Source organism: Azospirillum ramasamyi (assembly GCF_003233655.1).
Classification (GTDB): Bacteria; Pseudomonadota; Alphaproteobacteria; order Azospirillales; family Azospirillaceae; genus Azospirillum; species Azospirillum ramasamyi.
In genome coordinates this window covers 1,523,418-1,538,414 of sequence record NZ_CP029829.1, presented here as the reverse complement: position 1 = coordinate 1,538,414, position 14,997 = coordinate 1,523,418, and the positions used below count along the sequence as shown (strand labels likewise).

At 67.1% G+C, this 14,997-nt stretch carries 11 protein-coding genes and 3 tRNA genes; 10 read left to right on the top strand and 4 right to left on the bottom strand.

Annotated features, from left to right (window positions below; translation table 11 throughout):
- Window positions 1-145 precede the first annotated feature (145 nt).
- Window positions 146-484, bottom strand: a complete 339-nt coding sequence (locus tag DM194_RS28030; protein WP_012974531.1) for a P-II family nitrogen regulator — start codon at window positions 482-484, stop codon at window positions 146-148.
- A gap of 368 nt (window positions 485-852) precedes the next feature.
- On the opposite strand from DM194_RS28030, the gene DM194_RS07120 reads away from it, so the two are divergent.
- The 10 genes from DM194_RS07120 to DM194_RS07075 all read left to right on the top strand — a co-directional run bounded on the left by DM194_RS07120 (window position 853) and on the right by DM194_RS07075 (window position 11,660).
- Window positions 853-928 (top strand) — tRNA-His (locus DM194_RS07120).
- 177 nt (window positions 929-1,105) lie between these two features.
- Complete coding sequence (locus DM194_RS07115) at window positions 1,106-2,569, top strand: NAD(P)H-hydrate dehydratase (protein ID WP_111066579.1); 1,464 nt, start codon at window positions 1,106-1,108, stop codon at window positions 2,567-2,569.
- A 121-nt stretch (window positions 2,570-2,690) separates the two neighbouring features.
- Window positions 2,691-4,220 carry a malonyl-CoA decarboxylase gene (locus DM194_RS07110; protein WP_111066578.1) on the top strand — a complete coding sequence of 510 codons (1,530 nt, stop codon included), beginning with the start codon at window positions 2,691-2,693 and terminating at the stop codon, window positions 4,218-4,220.
- A gap of 137 nt (window positions 4,221-4,357) precedes the next feature.
- Window positions 4,358-4,442: transfer RNA gene (locus DM194_RS07105), tRNA-Leu, on the top strand.
- Between the two features lie 91 nt (window positions 4,443-4,533).
- Window positions 4,534-5,877 (top strand): trigger factor, encoded by a 1,344-nt coding sequence (tig, locus tag DM194_RS07100; RefSeq protein WP_111066577.1) that lies wholly within the window; start codon window positions 4,534-4,536, stop codon window positions 5,875-5,877.
- 112 nt (window positions 5,878-5,989) lie between these two features.
- Window positions 5,990-6,616: an ATP-dependent Clp endopeptidase proteolytic subunit ClpP gene (gene clpP / locus DM194_RS07095; protein ID WP_111066576.1), complete on the top strand. Its 627-nt coding sequence runs from the start codon at window positions 5,990-5,992 to the stop codon at window positions 6,614-6,616.
- 255 nt (window positions 6,617-6,871) lie between these two features.
- Entirely contained in the window at window positions 6,872-8,134 is a 1,263-nt protein-coding gene (gene clpX / locus DM194_RS07090; protein WP_111066575.1) for an ATP-dependent Clp protease ATP-binding subunit ClpX, read from the top strand.
- Window positions 8,135-8,594: 460 nt separating this feature from the next.
- Window positions 8,595-11,006, top strand: coding sequence for an endopeptidase La (gene lon / locus DM194_RS07085; protein WP_111066574.1), 2,412 nt, complete (start codon window positions 8,595-8,597; stop codon window positions 11,004-11,006).
- 197 nt (window positions 11,007-11,203) lie between these two features.
- Window positions 11,204-11,476 carry an HU family DNA-binding protein gene (locus DM194_RS07080; protein ID WP_111066573.1) on the top strand — a complete coding sequence of 91 codons (273 nt, stop codon included), beginning with the start codon at window positions 11,204-11,206 and terminating at the stop codon, window positions 11,474-11,476.
- A 109-nt stretch (window positions 11,477-11,585) separates the two neighbouring features.
- Window positions 11,586-11,660: transfer RNA gene (locus tag DM194_RS07075), tRNA-Val, on the top strand.
- 98 nt (window positions 11,661-11,758) lie between these two features.
- On the opposite strand, the gene DM194_RS07070 is transcribed toward DM194_RS07075, so the two are convergent.
- Genes DM194_RS07070 through DM194_RS07060 form a run of 3 tightly spaced genes read right to left on the bottom strand, consistent with a single transcriptional unit; the run spans window position 11,759 to window position 14,930 of the window.
- Window positions 11,759-12,313, bottom strand: coding sequence for a hypothetical protein (locus tag DM194_RS07070; RefSeq protein WP_111066572.1), 555 nt, complete (start codon window positions 12,311-12,313; stop codon window positions 11,759-11,761).
- Between the two features lie 11 nt (window positions 12,314-12,324).
- The gene (locus DM194_RS07065; protein ID WP_111066571.1) at window positions 12,325-12,642 is read right to left on the bottom strand and encodes a hypothetical protein; all 318 of its coding nucleotides are present in this window, start codon (window positions 12,640-12,642) and stop codon (window positions 12,325-12,327) included.
- Between the two features lie 11 nt (window positions 12,643-12,653).
- Complete coding sequence (locus DM194_RS07060) at window positions 12,654-14,930, bottom strand: type IA DNA topoisomerase (RefSeq protein ID WP_111066570.1); 2,277 nt, start codon at window positions 14,928-14,930, stop codon at window positions 12,654-12,656.
- Window positions 14,931-14,997 lie beyond the last annotated feature (67 nt).

Genomic DNA, 14,997 nt, shown 5'->3' with positions numbered 1-14,997 from the left:
TCGCAGCTTCGCCTTGGGCGGCCGTAGACCGTCGGGCGAGGGGTGCGGCAGGGGGCGGCACGAGAGGGTGGGGAATTCGGCGCATGTTGGCGGGTGCTGGTCGGAAGGGAGCCGGTTGGAAGGGCGGAAAGGGGGCGGCGCGCGATCAGATCGCGTCGGCACCCTTTTCGCCGGTGCGGATGCGGACCACTTCCTCCACGGGCGTGACGAAGATCTTGCCGTCGCCGATGCGGCCGGTATGCGCGGCCTGCTGGATCGCCTCGATCGCCCGTTCCACCAGGGAGTCTTCCATCACCACCTCGATCTTCACCTTCGGCAGGAAGTCCACGACATACTCCGCGCCGCGGTAAAGCTCGGTGTGGCCCTTCTGGCGGCCGAAGCCCTTGGCTTCGGTGACGGTGATCCCCTTGATCCCGACCTCGTGAAGGGCTTCCTTCACCTCGTCGAGTTTGAACGGCTTGATGATGGCTTCGATCTTCTTCATGGGTCTCTCGTGTACGAGGTGCCAACGCCGGCAGGCACCGTCCACGGCACTGCCGACAGCGACGATGGTAAGCATGGAGCGTGCCACATTCGGCCGATCCGGTCCGGCGGCGTCGACGCTGGTCATAAGACGGTCGATTGCCGTCCAATGGGGCAGGGCGCTGCCGAAGGATTCAGCGGATTGAATAATATTTGTGCAATTAGCGCAAGCGCCCCGCTGACCGTGCGCCATCAAAGGCGGCAGTCGGCGGCGAAAGGGGTGTCCGACATGCCCGAAAGAAATTTTTTCGCATTTCGTGAAAAAGGCGCTTGACCGGAAAGCCGCGGTGGAGGATAACGCGGCTCCCGACGGCGGAAACGCTGACGGCGGCGGTGGTAGCTCAGTTGGTAGAGCCCTCGGTTGTGGTCCGAGTGGTCGTGGGTTCGAGTCCCATCCATCGCCCCATCTTCCCTTTCCTTTCCTCTTAAAATCCGCTCTTCTTATCGTCCGCACGGCTTACTGGCCGTTACGCGGGCGTTTATGCTTGTCTGCATCCTGCGTTGCGGGCGAAGACGCAGCCCAGGAGTAGAGTGGGGGCGTGCGAGTTCGCCCGTCACGGAACGCAGCGCCGGGGAGTGAGGGATGGATGAGCTTCTGTCCGTCGCGGAGATGTATCGGGCCGATCAACTGGCCATCGCCGCCGGGGTGCCCGGTCCGGCCCTGATGGAGGCCGCGGGCGCCGCGGTGGTCCGTGCGGTCTGCGAACGCTGGGCGCCGCACCCGACCGCCGTGCTCTGCGGTCCCGGCAACAATGGCGGTGACGGCTTCGTCATCGCCCGGCTTCTGCTGGAGGCCGGCTGGCCGGTGCGGCTGGCGCTGCTCGGCACGCGCTCGGCGCTCACCGGCGACGCCGCGGTTGCCGCCGACCGCTGGCCCGGCCCGATCGAGGCGGCCGATCCCTACATCCTCAAGGGCAATCCCCTGGTCATCGACGCGCTGTTCGGCGCCGGCCTGTCCCGGCCGCTCGAAGGCCACGCCCGCGCCATCGTCGAGGCGATGGAGGGGCGCACCGTCGTGGCGGTCGACGTGCCGAGCGGCCTGCACGGCGACAGCGGCCGGGTGCTGGGCGCCGCGCCCCAGGCGGCGCTGACCGTTACCTTCTTCCGCCGCAAGCCCGGCCATGTGCTGTTGCCCGGCCGCACCCTGTGCGGCGAGGTGGTGGTCGCCGACATCGGCATTCCCGAGCGGGTGCTGGACGGCATCGCCCCGCAGACCGCCGTCAACGAGCCGTCGCTGTGGCGCCACCGCTTTCCCTGGCCGGCGCTGGACGGCCACAAATATGCGCGCGGCCATGCCGTGGTTCTCGGCGGCGCGCGGATGACCGGGGCGGCGCGTCTTGCCTCGGTCGCGGCGCTGCGGGCCGGGGCCGGGCTGGTCACCATCGCCTGTCCGCCGGCGGCCTTCCCGGTCTATGCCGCCGGATGCGCCAGCGTGATCGTCGATCCGCTGGAGGAGGACGGCGCCTTCGCCCGCCTGCTTCAGGACCAGCGGAAGAACGCGGTGCTGATCGGGCCGGGAGCGGGCAGGGGCGCGCAGACCCGCGCCGCGGTGATGGCCGCGCTGGACGCCCGCAAGGCCTGTGTGCTGGACGCCGATGCACTGACGAGCTTCGCCGATTCGGCCGACGAGCTTCTCGACCGGCTCGACAAGCGCTGCGTCCTGACCCCTCATGAGGGGGAGTTCGCCCGTCTGTTCGGCGATTCCGTCGGCATGGACGGCGACAAGCTGTCGCGGGTGCGCGCCGCCGCCGCCCGATCCGGCGCCGTGGTGGTGCTGAAGGGAGCCGACACTGCGGTTGCCGCCCCCGACGGCCGCGCCGTGGTCAACATCAACGCGCCGCCCGATCTGGCGACCGCCGGCACCGGCGACGTGCTGGCCGGCATCGTGCTTGGTCTGCTGGCGCAGGGGATGGACGGATTCGAGGCCGCCTGCACCGCCGTCTGGCTGCATGGCGAGGCCGGGCGCGCGCTCGGTCCCGGCCTGATCTCCGACGATCTGGCGGGCGCGCTTCCCGGCGTGCTGAAGGCTTTGAAGGCGCAGGACTGACACCTGCCAGAGGGCGGCAGGGGCAGAAGGGGCAGCAAGGGTGCGGCGTTGGCGGTACTCCCGACGGCAACGTCCACCCGCCCCCTTGCGGCGCCGGCCTGGGCAGGTCAGACTCCGGCGCATGAGCGACGCACCCGACATGACCACGCTGGAGCCTGTGCCGCCATCCCAGGCCGCGCAGCCCAATTTCTTCGACCGCGCGCTGGACAACCTGCGCACCCGCTGGCGCGAGATCGCCGCATCGGCCCGCGGCGCCGTCGGCGCGCCGCCACGCACCCATCTGCCGCGGGAGGACGCGGAACGGCTGAAGGAGCAGATCGAGGCCTGCCTGGAATCGCGCGGCGGCGAGGTTTCGGCCCGCGCCCGCGCCGCACAGCTCGGCCGCACCTATCTGGCGCTCGATCCCCAGGGGCGCCGCAACTTCCTTCTGATGCTCGCGCGCGACTTCGACGTCGATCGCGATGCGGTGATGGAGGCGATGGCGACCTTCCAGGCGGCGGCGGACCCGGTCGCCCGCGGCCACGCCGAGCGGGCGCTGCGCCGTGCGTTGGAACCGCCGCGCCTGCAGTTACTGACCCAGTTCAACGCCCTGCCGGAAGGCGTCAAGTTCCTGGTCGACCTGCGGGCCGAGCTGATGGAGATGGCGCGCGGCGAACCGCTGCTGCAGGCGCTGGAGGACGATCTGAAGAACCTGCTGCGCGCCTGGTTCGACGTCGGTTTCCTGGAAATGCACCGCATCACCTGGGACAGCCCGGCCTCGCTGCTGGAGAAGCTGATCAAGTACGAGGCGGTGCACGAGATCAGCGGCTGGCAGGATCTGAAGGACCGTCTCGACTCCGACCGGCGCTGCTTCGCCTTCTTCCACCCGCGCATGCCGCACGAGCCGCTGATCTTCGTCGAGGTGGCGCTGGTCCAGGGCATGTCCGACAATGTGCAGGCGCTGCTCGACCCCACGGCCCCGGTCTGCGATCCCAAGAGCGCCGACAGCGCCATCTTCTATTCGATCTCCAACGCCCAGAGCGGGCTTGCCGGAATCAGCTTCGGCAATTTCCTGATCAAGCGGGTGGTCGACGGGCTGGCGACCGAATTCCCCAACATCAAGTGCTATGCCACCCTGTCGCCGATTCCCGGCTTCCGCCGCTGGTTGGACCGCAGGCTCGACCGCGACGGCGACGCCCTGCTGACCGGCACGGAGGCCGAGCGCATCGCCGAGCGGCTGGCCGTGCTGGAACAGGGCGACGATACCGAGGCGCCGACCGAGGGCGGCGTCGGCACCGACGAATCGCCGCTGCTCGCCCGCGTGCTGTCCCGCCCCGGCTGGGTGGAGGACGAGGAGCTGCAGAAGCGCCTGCGCGGTCCCCTGATGCGGATGTGCACCCATTATCTGACCTCGGTGCAGGAGGCGAAGGGTGACGGCCGCGCCCGCGCGCAGGATCCGGTGGCGCATTTCCACCTGACCAACGGCGCGCGCATGGAGCGGCTGAACTGGCTGGCGGACCGGTCGGCCAAGGGGCTGAAGCAGTCGCTGGGGATGATGATCAACTACCGCTACCGGCTGGGCGAGATCGACGCGAACCACGAGGCCTATAGCGGGGAGGGACGCATCATCACGTCGTCCGCGGTGAGGTCGCTGGCGAAGGCCGGCGGCTGACGCGAAAAGACCGGGCATCACTCCATTGGGCGGGGCCATTTTGCCTGTTTGCTTCCGGCGCGCTGTGCTATAGACCGAACTTCGCCGGCGGTCCGGCGGGTGTTTGCGCACCCGCCGCGGCTGCCTTTGCCATGAACGCGGGCGTGGCGGAATTGGTAGACGCGCTGGATTTAGGTTCCAGTGACTTCGGTCGTATGGGTTCAAGTCCCTTCGCCCGCACCATGGCAACACCTTGGACCGCATGGACAACACGGATTCGGGCCGCCCGGACGGGCGCCGCCGGGCCGGAACAACGAGATAGGCTTTCGTTCCGATGAACATCACCGAGACCAGCACCGACGGCCTCAAGCGCGAATTTCAGGTCGTCATTTCCGCCAAGGACATCGAAGAGAAGGTGAACGGCAAGCTGGAAGAGCTGCGCCGCACGGTCCAGCTGCCGGGCTTCCGTCCGGGCAAGGTGCCGGTCACCGTGATCAAGCAGCGCTATTTCGGCGGCGTGCTGTCCGAGGTGCTGGAGGACGCCATCTCCGACAGCTCGCGCCAGGCACTGAGCGAACGCGGCCTGCGCGTCGCCCTGCAGCCGAAGATCGAAGTCGAGAAGTACGAGGACGGCGGCGACCTCACCTACAAGATGGCGGTCGAGCTGCTGCCGGACGTCGAGCCGGGCGACTTCACCGGGATCGAGCTGGAGAAGCCGGTCGCCGAGGTCACCGAGGAGTCGGTGGAAGAGGCGCTGAACCGTCTGGCCTCCGCCCACTCGACCCAGGCCCCGATCACCGAGGACCGCGCTGCCGAGAACGGCGACATCGCCGTGATCGACTTCGCCGGTTCGGTCGACGGCGAGGCTCTGCCGGGCATGGACGGCAAGGACTATCCGCTGGAACTCGGTGCCGGCCGCTTCGTGCCGGGCTTCGAGGAGCAGCTGGTCGGCGCCAAGGCCGGCGAGCACCGCACCGTCAACGTCACCTTCCCGGAAGACTACCCGCACGAGCGCCTGAAGGGTGCCGCGACCGTCTTCGAGGTCGACGTCAAGGAGCTGCGCAAGAACGTCCCGGCCGAGGTCAATGACGAACTCGCCAAGGAGTTCGGCATGGAGAGCCTGGAGAAGATGCGCGAAGCGATCCGCGACCGCATCAAGGGCGAGTATGACGGCCTGTCGCGCCTGCGCGTGAAGCGCCAGCTGCTCGACAAGCTGGCCGAGGCCCATTCGTTCGAGGTGCCGGCCGGCATGGTCGACATCGAGTTCGAGGGCATCTGGGCCCGCCTGCAGGAAGAGCTGAAGAACGGCACGGCCGGCGAGGACGCCAACAAGTCCGAGGACGAGCTGAAGGCCGAGTACCGTTCGATCGCCGAGCGCCGCGTCCGCCTGGGTCTGCTGCTGTCGGAAGTCGGCCGCCGCAACAACATCCAGGTCACACAGGACGAGGTGAACCGCGCCCTGATCAACGAAGCCCGCCGCTTCCCCGGTCAGGAGCGTCAGGTGTTCGAGTTCTTCAAGCAGAACCAGCAGGCGCTCGAGAACCTCCGCGCTCCGATCTTCGAGGACAAGGTCGTCGACCACATCCTGGATCAGGCCAAGGTGACCGAGAAGACCGTCAGCGTCGAAGAGCTGACGAAGGACGAGGACGAGGCCGGCAACGAGTCCGCCGCCGCCTAACTCCCCAAAAGGAGTGGGGGCGGACTACCATCCGCCCCCAAAGGTTCCTATATGTGGTTCCGTGCCGGCAACGATCACCGGTTCAGCCAACTGCGGGGGCAGGGAAGAACACATGTACGACTTCGAGCCGAAGATGAATGCTCTGGTCCCGATGGTCATCGAACAGACCAACCGGGGCGAGCGCGCGTACGACATTTATTCGCGCCTGCTGAAGGAGCGGATCATCTTCCTGATCGGCGGAGTGAACGACGCCGTCGCCAGCCTGATCTGCTCGCAGCTGCTGTTCCTTGAGTCGGAGAACCCGAACAAGGACATCGCGCTCTACATCAATTCGCCGGGCGGCTACGTCTCGGCCGGCCTCGCCATCTACGACACCATGCAGTACATCCGTCCGCAGGTGTCGACGGTCTGCATGGGCCAGGCCGCTTCGATGGGCTCGCTGCTGCTGGCCGCCGGCGCGCCGGGCAAGCGCTTCTCGCTGCCCAACAGCCGCATCATGATCCACCAGCCGTCGGGCGGCGCCCAGGGCCAGGCCTCGGACATCGAGATCCAGGCCCAGGAGATCCTGAAGCTGCGTTCGCGCCTGAACGACATCTACGTCAAGCACACCGGGCAGGATCTCGACACCATCGAGTCCGCCATGGAGCGCGACAAGTTCATGTCGCCGGAAGAGGCCAAGGCCTTCGGTCTGATCGACGAGGTGGTGGAGAAGCGTCCGGGCGTGGATCACCATTCCTGATCCGGCGTACCCGGGCGCACCCAACAAAGGGTTGATCGGGTCGTGACGCTGTTGTTGAATGGCAGTGACACGATCCGGTCATGAAGGGAATCCCGCAGGGAAACCCGGATATGCGGATCGTGATGCGTCGCCAAAACGGCGCATGACCTTGTCGCGGGCGTCGTCCGCGATAACCTGAGTAGGACCGGCGTCGGGGGGCGCCGCGAACGGGCATGGTCCTTGTGGCCACGCTTCCCGCGAGATGACGGAGTACCGATGAGCAAGTCCAGCAGCGGCGATTCGAAGAATACGCTCTACTGCTCCTTCTGCGGCAAGAGCCAGCACGAGGTCCGCAAGCTGATTGCCGGTCCGACGGTGTTCATCTGCGATGAATGCGTCGAACTGTGCATGGACATCATTCGCGAGGAGAACAAGACGACCCTCGTGAAGTCCCGCGACGGGGTTCCGACTCCGCGCGACATCCATGCGGTGCTCGACGATTACGTCATCGGACAGTCCTACGCCAAGCGCGTGCTGTCGGTGGCGGTCCACAATCACTACAAGCGCCTCGCCCACGGGACGAAGCACAACGACGTCGAACTGGCGAAGTCGAACATCCTGCTGATCGGCCCGACCGGCTGCGGCAAGACGCTGCTGGCCCAGACCCTGGCCCGCATCATCGACGTTCCCTTCACCATGGCCGACGCCACGACGCTGACCGAAGCCGGTTATGTCGGCGAGGACGTCGAGAACATCATCCTCAAGCTGCTGCAGGCCGCCGACTACAATGTCGAGCGGGCGCAGCGCGGCATCGTCTACATCGACGAGGTCGACAAGATCAGCCGCAAGTCCGACAACCCGTCGATCACCCGCGACGTGTCGGGCGAGGGTGTGCAGCAGGCCCTGCTGAAGATCATGGAGGGCACCGTCGCCTCCGTGCCTCCGCAGGGCGGGCGCAAGCATCCGCAGCAGGAATTCCTGCAGGTCGACACCAGCAACATCCTGTTCATCTGCGGCGGCGCCTTCGCCGGCCTGGACAAGATCATCGCCCAGCGCGGCAAGGGCACCAGCATCGGCTTCGGCGCCGATGTGCGCTCCGCCGACGAGCGGGCGACCGGTGAGATCCTGCACGAGGTCGAACCCGAGGATCTGCTGAAGTTCGGCCTGATCCCCGAGTTCATCGGCCGTCTGCCGGTGCTGGCCACCCTGTCCGACCTGGACGAGGCCGCGCTGGTCGAGATCCTCAGCAAGCCGAAGAACGCCCTGGTCAAGCAGTACCAGCGCCTGTTCGAGATGGAGGACGTCCATCTGGAGTTCTCCGAGGACGCCATGCGCGCCATCGCCCACAAGGCGATCCAGCGCAAGACCGGCGCCCGCGGCCTGCGCTCGATCATGGAGGCCATCCTGCTCGACCCGATGTTCGACCTGCCGGGCCTGACCGGCATCGAGAGCATCCTGGTCAACAAGGAAGTGGTCGAAGGGCGCGCCAAGCCGCTCTACGTCCATGCCGAACGGCGCAGCGAGGCACCGGGCGCCTGACGTCCCGGCGGCACTCGGTCGCGGTCGGCCGCGACAAGTGGAATGAGGGGCGCTTCGGCGCCCCTTTTCTTTTGCCGGCGCGGTTCCGGTGCTGCCGGTGCCGTTGCTTTGCCGGTCTCCGGTCCGAATCGCCGCCTTTTCGGAGCCGTCACGGCGGTCCTGTCCACGGTTCGGGCGCGAACGGGGCCGTGATGCTCCCCATCAGGCGGCTGAAAGGGCGCCAAACCGGCCCGAAGCGCCGTTCAAGCCCTCCGAAAGGGGAGGAAAGGCGGTGTTGGCCGCTGCAACGGCCTTTTCACCCCGTGGAAATGGCATGAAGGAAGCCGCAGCCACTTGAAGGGTGCATGGGCGTGTGCCACGTTAGTCGGGTGCCGTAGGCGATTCCCGCGCTCAACCAGAGGCGGGGGCTGTGTCAGGCCCATTCCGGGCTGGCGGCGATCCATTCATTGAGGCCCTGCCCATGATCGAACTCTCCCGTGGTGCCCTCTACCCGGTCCTGCCGCTGCGCGACATCGTGGTTTTCCCCCACATGATCGTGCCGCTGTTCGTCGGGCGCGAGAAGTCCGTGCGCGCTTTGGAAGACGTGATGAAGGATGACAAGCAGATCCTGCTCGTCACCCAGAAGAACGCTGCGCAGGATGATCCGACTCCGGCCGACATCTACAGCGTCGGCACCGTCGGCACCGTGTTGCAGCTGCTCAAGCTGCCGGACGGGACCGTCAAGGTGCTGGTGGAAGGCGGCCAGCGCGCCGCAATCACCAAGTTCGCCGACAATGAGGAGTTCTTCCAGGCCCAGGCCGAACTGGTCGAGGAAAAGACCGGCGAGAACCAGGAGCTCGAAGCCCTGAGCCGCGCCGTCGTCTCCCAGTTCGAGCAGTACATCAAGCTGAACAAGAAGATCCCGCCGGAGGTGCTGGTCTCGATCAACCAGATCGAGGAAGCCGGCAAGCTGGCCGACACCGTCGCCTCGCATCTGGCGCTGAAGATTCCGGAAAAGCAGCAGCTTCTGGAATGCGCCACCGTGTCGGAGCGGCTGGAGCGGGTCTATGCCTTCATGGAAGGCGAGATCGGCGTTCTTCAGGTGGAAAAGCGCATCCGCAACCGCGTCAAGCGGCAGATGGAGAAGACCCAGCGCGAGTACTATCTGAACGAGCAGCTGAAGGCGATCCAGAAGGAACTCGGCGAGACCGAGGACGGCCGCGACGAATCGGCGGAACTGGAAGAGAAGATCAACAAGACCCGCTTCTCCAAGGAAGCCCGCGAAAAGGCCCTGGCCGAGCTGAAGAAGCTGCGGTCGATGAGCCCGATGTCCGCGGAAGCCACCGTTGTGCGCAACTACCTGGACTGGATGCTGTCCATTCCGTGGAAGAAGCGCACCAAGGTGAAGCGCGACCTGAAGCTGGCCCAGAAGGTGCTGGACGCCGACCATTACGGTCTGGAGAAGGTCAAGGAGCGCATCCTCGAGTATCTTGCCGTCCAGAACCGGATGAACAAGGTCAAGGGTCCGATCCTCTGCCTCGTCGGCCCGCCCGGCGTCGGCAAGACCTCGCTCGGCAAGTCGATCGCCAAGTCCACCGGCCGCAACTTCGTCCGCATGTCGCTGGGCGGCGTCCGTGACGAGGCCGAGGTCCGCGGCCATCGCCGCACCTATATCGGCTCGATGCCCGGCAAGGTCATCCAGGGCATGAAGAAGGCCAAGTCCTCCAACCCGCTCTTCCTGCTGGACGAGATCGACAAGCTCGGCGCCGACTGGCGTGGTGATCCGTCGTCCGCTCTGCTGGAGGTCCTGGATCCGGAGCAGAACGGCACCTTCAACGACCATTACCTGGAGGTCGACTACGACCTGTCCGACGTGATGTTCGTCTGCACGGCCAACACGATGCGCATGCCGCAGCCGCTGCTGGACCGCATGGAGATCATCCGCGTCGCCGGCTACACCGAGGACGAGAAGGTCGAGATCTCCAAGCGTCACCTGATCGAGAAGCAGGTCGAGGCGAACGGCCTGAAGAAGGGCGAGTTCACCATCTCCGACGACGCGCTGCGCGATCTGGTCCGCTACTACACGCGGGAAGCCGGTGTCCGCAGCCTGGAGCGCGAGATCGCCAACCTCTGCCGCAAGGCGGTCAAGGAGATCCTGCTGAAGGGCGGCAACGCCAAGGTCGCGGTGACCCGCCGCAACCTCGACAAGTATGCCGGCGTCCGCCGCTTCCACTATGGCGAGGCGGAGCTGGAGGATCTGGTCGGCGTCACCACCGGTCTGGCCTGGACCGAGGTCGGCGGCGAGCTGCTGTCGATCGAGGCCGTCGGCCTGCCCGGCAAGGGCCGCGTCACCACCACCGGCAAGCTGGGCGACGTGATGAAGGAATCGGTCCAGGCGGCCGAGAGCTACGTCAAGTCGCGCGCCGCCGCCTTCGGCATCAAGCCGACGCTGTTCGAGAAGAAGGACATCCACGTCCACGTTCCCGAAGGCGCCACGCCGAAGGACGGCCCGTCGGCCGGTGTCGCGATGGCCACCTCCATCGTCTCGGTGCTGACCGGCATTCCGGTGCGCAAGGACGTGGCGATGACCGGCGAGATCACGCTGCGCGGCCGGGTGCTGCCGATCGGCGGCCTGAAGGAGAAGCTGCTGGCCGCACTGCGCGGCGGCATCAAGCATGTGCTGATCCCGAAGGACAACGAAAAGGACCTGGCGGATATCCCGGACAACGTGAAGCGCGGCCTGGAGATCATGCCCGTCAGCACGGTGGACGAGGTGCTGCGCAACGCGCTGGTGCGCCCGCTGGAGCCCATCGAGTGGACCGAGCCGGAGGTCGATCCGGCGGCGACGAAGGCGCAGGAAAAGGGCGCCGACGGAGAGATCCTGCGTCACTGAACCGGGGCCCGCGGTTACGATCCGATCGTGGCCGCCACCGGGCGCGCGGCTTTTGGAACATGATGAGTTATGCCGCCCGTCGGGAATTGACGGGCGGCAAACGCTGTGCTTATCCTTTGCTTCCAATAAGTCGTGGACAAAAAGTCCTGGGGCGGCTTTTGTCTTTCAGTATTTGCTGAATTTGGAAGGGGGATTGCGTGAACAAGAACGATCTCGTGGCGCATGTTGCCGAAGCGTCCGGTTTGTCCAAGACCGACGCCACGAAGGCCGTCGACGCCGTGTTCGACAGCATCGCCGAATCCTTGAAGAATGGCGATGAGGTCCGTCTGGTCGGCTTCGGCACCTTCGCGGTGGCCGAGCGCGCCGCGACGGAAGGCCGCAACCCGCGCACGGGTGAGAAGATCGACATTCCGGCGTCCAAGCAGCCGAAGTTCAAGGCCGGCAAGACCCTCAAGGACGCGCTGAACTGAGGTTCGGCCGGACGGGCTTGAAGTTTCCGTCCCATTCAGGGCATAGTGCGGCCGGCCGGGCAACCACCCGGCCGGCTTGTATTTGAAAGCAAAGCCTTTTTCAGGCTTCGGGCGATTAGCTCAGCGGTAGAGCGTCTCGTTTACACCGAGAATGTCGGGGGTTCGATCCCCTCATCGCCCACCATCCCCATCCGCGCTTCCGCCATCAGGCCCCGATCCGGGGCTTTTTTCATGCCCGCGGGGCGCGAGGTGCAGGGCGCCGGGGTGGCGCCCTGATGCCGATCACTCTTCGCCGCAGGGGTTCGGCTGCTCCTTCATGCCGACATAGCCCTGGGCCGCGTCATACAGGAACTGGTACTGGCGCAGGAAATGGCGGCCGGTGTTGATGAAGGGCGGGCGCTTGCCGGTGCTCCAGGGGATCACCTGCTCCGGCTCGTTTGGCGCGCGGTCGCCGACGATGAAGGCATCGGTGGCGATGGGGGTGACGGCATCGGGAATATGCACGGCGACCGACCTGTCCGGTGCGCTCTTGTCCGGCTGCTGCACCGTGCCGAACCTGATATCGGGCGGCAGCGTCATGTAGCTCTGCGGGATGCCGGTATCGACCAGGATGTTCGCCGGGGTGCAGATCGGGCCCTCGGCATCGCGGTTCCGGTCGGGGTTCACCGTGATGCAGCCGCGCGGCATCATCCAGTCGCCGGGATGCTGCTGATAGGGCTGCAGCTTGGCAAAGCGGAAGCCCGCAGTGTTGGCGGCGGTCAGCCCGACCTGGATGCCCTGGCGGCCGATGATGTAGCCCGTGTTCAGCGTGCCCGGCGCGACCGGCTGGCCGTTCACGCTGCGCAGGTTCAGCAGGACGTTCTTGTCCGGCGTGCCCTGCGGCTGGAATCCGCCTCCTGCCCGAACCCGACGCCCATATGGAGCACGGGCTTTTCCGGCGCCGGCAGGCCGGGACAGATCTTCTGGTCGGTCTGGTAGCTGTCGCAACGTCCGGCCTTTTCCACGCCCAGCACGAGGACGTCCGAGGTCGCCACCGGAGTCTTGGCGCGGTCGTGCAGAGTGACCGTCATCGGCACCCAGGTGCCGACCCACAGCACCTTGCTGCTGGACAGGAACTGCGTGCCCGGCGCGCCGCCGCAACCGGCGGTGCGGCCGTCGTGTGGCAACCCCCAGTGGTTCAGCGTGCGTGTTGATCCAGGAAGCTGCGGCACTGATCGAAATCGCGCAGGCATGGGTCGGGCAGGGCGATGCCCTTGCGCTCCGCCAGACTGCGGGCGAAGGCAACCATGCGCTCCGTCGGTTCGCGGCGGCGATGCCCGTTCGTCGGCGCCGAACCGGCGGCTGGTGCGGAAGGCTGTGCGCCATCCGCCTGCACGCTCGCCGGTGCTGCCGGCGCGGCGGCCTTGGTCTTGCGGGCACGGCGCGGCTTCGGTGCCGCCGTCTCGCCTTCGGCGGCAGGGGATGCGGCCTTGCGGGGCCGTCGGCGCGTCGGCTTGGCCGCACCGTCCTCGGCGGCGGTGCTCCTGCGTCCGCCCGTGGCCCGGCGGGCGAAGCGTGCCTTGGGGGCGGGCAGGCCGAGGTCCAGCGTCGTGCCGCGCTGCCCGACCAGCGCACCGATCAGCCGCTCCGCTTCCGTCGCGATGGCGTCGATCACGCGGCGGAAATCGGCGCGGCCGGTGACCACCTCGTCCAGCTTCATCTCCCACAGCGCGGTGGTGCCGGGATCCACCAGTGTCGGCGCGGTGGCGCGCAGCGTCTCGAACAGGTGCAGGCCGGCCGGTGTCGGGACCAGCCACTTGCCGTCCGCCCCCAGAAGGTTCTGCTTTCGCAATCCCTTGATGACCTCGGCGCGGGTGGCCGGGGTGCCGATTCCCCTGGCTTCCTTCAGCCGGTCGCGCAGCGGCGGATCCCCGACGAACCGCCAGGCGTTCTGCATGGCGTCCACCAGCGTGCCTTCGTTGTAGCGTGGCGGCGCCTGGGTACGCTTGGCCTCCACCTTGGGGTCGCTCAGCGTCGCCGGCTCGCCGTCGGTCAGCGGCGGCAGGGTCTGCTCGGCCTCCTCCTCCTGCTTGCCGCCGGAGCGGTCGTCGGTCTCGGCGGAGCCGAAAGCCGCCTTCCAGCCCAGCTTCAGCGGGATGCGGCCGACGGCGCGGAAGGCGACCGGCCTGGTCCCATCGGGCGTCGGCACCGGAACCGGCATGGTCACGCTGGTCTGGCGATACTCGTAGTCCGGCATCACCGCGGCGAGGTAGGACCGGCAGACCAGCGCATAGAGCCGCTTCTCATCGTCGGTCAGCCGGACCAGCCGCGACTCCAGATCGTCCAGCACATTGACGTTGGGGATCACCGCATGGTGCGAGAGGCCCTCCAGCGCCTTGTCGCAGAAATGCCCGGACTTGCCCTTGCGGATCACCGGCCGCCGAATATCCATGTGATCGTCGAGATGGGCGAAGCCGCGCAGCCGGGTCAGCGCGCCGACGATGGCCGGCACGTCGGCGATCTGGTTTTCCGACAGGTACCGCGCCTCGGCGCGCGGGTAGGTGATCAGCTTCTTGCCGTCGCCGTCATACAACTCCTGCGCCACCGCCAGGGTGCGGTCGGCGGTCCAGCCCCAACGCTGTCCGCAGGTCTTCTGCAGCGAGGGCAGGTCGTACAGCTTCGGCGGCGCCTGCCGCTTCTCCTCCACCGTCACCGTCAGCGGGCCGCGGTGATTGTCGGCGGCGCGGGCGATGGCGTCGGCCGCCGCCCGGTTCTTGATGCGGTCCTTGGGCGCCGGGGCGTGGCGCATCTGGAAGCTGCCCTCCGCCACGGTGGCGGTCGCCACGACCTCGTAATAATCCTCCGGCCTGAAGTTGCGGATCTCCAGTTCGCGCAGGCAGACGATGGCCAGCGTCGGGGTCTTCACCCGGCCGATGCCGATGACGCCGCGGGTGCCGGGCGCCAGCAGGGTTTTGGTCGCCGTGCGGGTCAATGACAGGTTGTAGATCTGGTCGGCCTGCTGGCGCGCCACCGCCGCCTCGTAGAGCGGGCGCATGCTGTCGTTGGGCTTCAGCGCGGCGAAGGCGTCGCGCAGGGTCTTCGGGTCCTGTGCTGTGAAAAGCGCGCGCCGCACCTTGCCGCGATAGCCGACATGCTCCAGGATCTCCTGCCCGATCAGCTGGCCTTCGCGGTCGCAGTCGGTGGCGAGGATGACGTCGTCGCAGGCGCGCAGCGCGGCGGTGATGGCCTGCAGCTTCGCCGCCTTGTTGCCGCCCTGGTCGGGGCGGGTGGGGTAGAGCCCGTCCGGCTTCAGCAGGGTCGGCGACCAGCGCTTCCAGGCGGGATCGACCTCGTCCGGTTCGGCAAGCCGCAACAGATGCCCCTCGGCCGGCAGGATGCGGCCGTAACGGTCGCCCAGGGCCGCGCGCAGGTCCTTCGCCTGGCTGGATTTCTCGGTGATGATCAGCGTCGCCATGTGCGGGAGAATACGGGATTGAGGGAAACGGAGCAAGAACATGCGCGCGGCCGGCGCCACCTCGGCC

Coding starts and splice junctions, on each gene's coding strand:
- clpX (WP_111066575.1), top strand. CDS start 6,872: ATGAGCAAGTCCAGCAGCGGCGATTCGAAGAATACGCTCTACTGCTCC.
- lon (WP_111066574.1), top strand. CDS start 8,595: ATGATCGAACTCTCCCGTGGTGCCCTCTACCCGGTCCTGCCGCTGCGC.
- DM194_RS07060 (WP_111066570.1), bottom strand. CDS start 14,930: ATGGCGACGCTGATCATCACCGAGAAATCCAGCCAGGCGAAGGACCTG.
- DM194_RS07110 (WP_111066578.1), top strand. CDS start 2,691: ATGAGCGACGCACCCGACATGACCACGCTGGAGCCTGTGCCGCCATCC.
- DM194_RS07115 (WP_111066579.1), top strand. CDS start 1,106: ATGGATGAGCTTCTGTCCGTCGCGGAGATGTATCGGGCCGATCAACTG.
- DM194_RS28030 (WP_012974531.1), bottom strand. CDS start 484: ATGAAGAAGATCGAAGCCATCATCAAGCCGTTCAAACTCGACGAGGTG.
- clpP (WP_111066576.1), top strand. CDS start 5,990: ATGTACGACTTCGAGCCGAAGATGAATGCTCTGGTCCCGATGGTCATC.
- tig (WP_111066577.1), top strand. CDS start 4,534: ATGAACATCACCGAGACCAGCACCGACGGCCTCAAGCGCGAATTTCAG.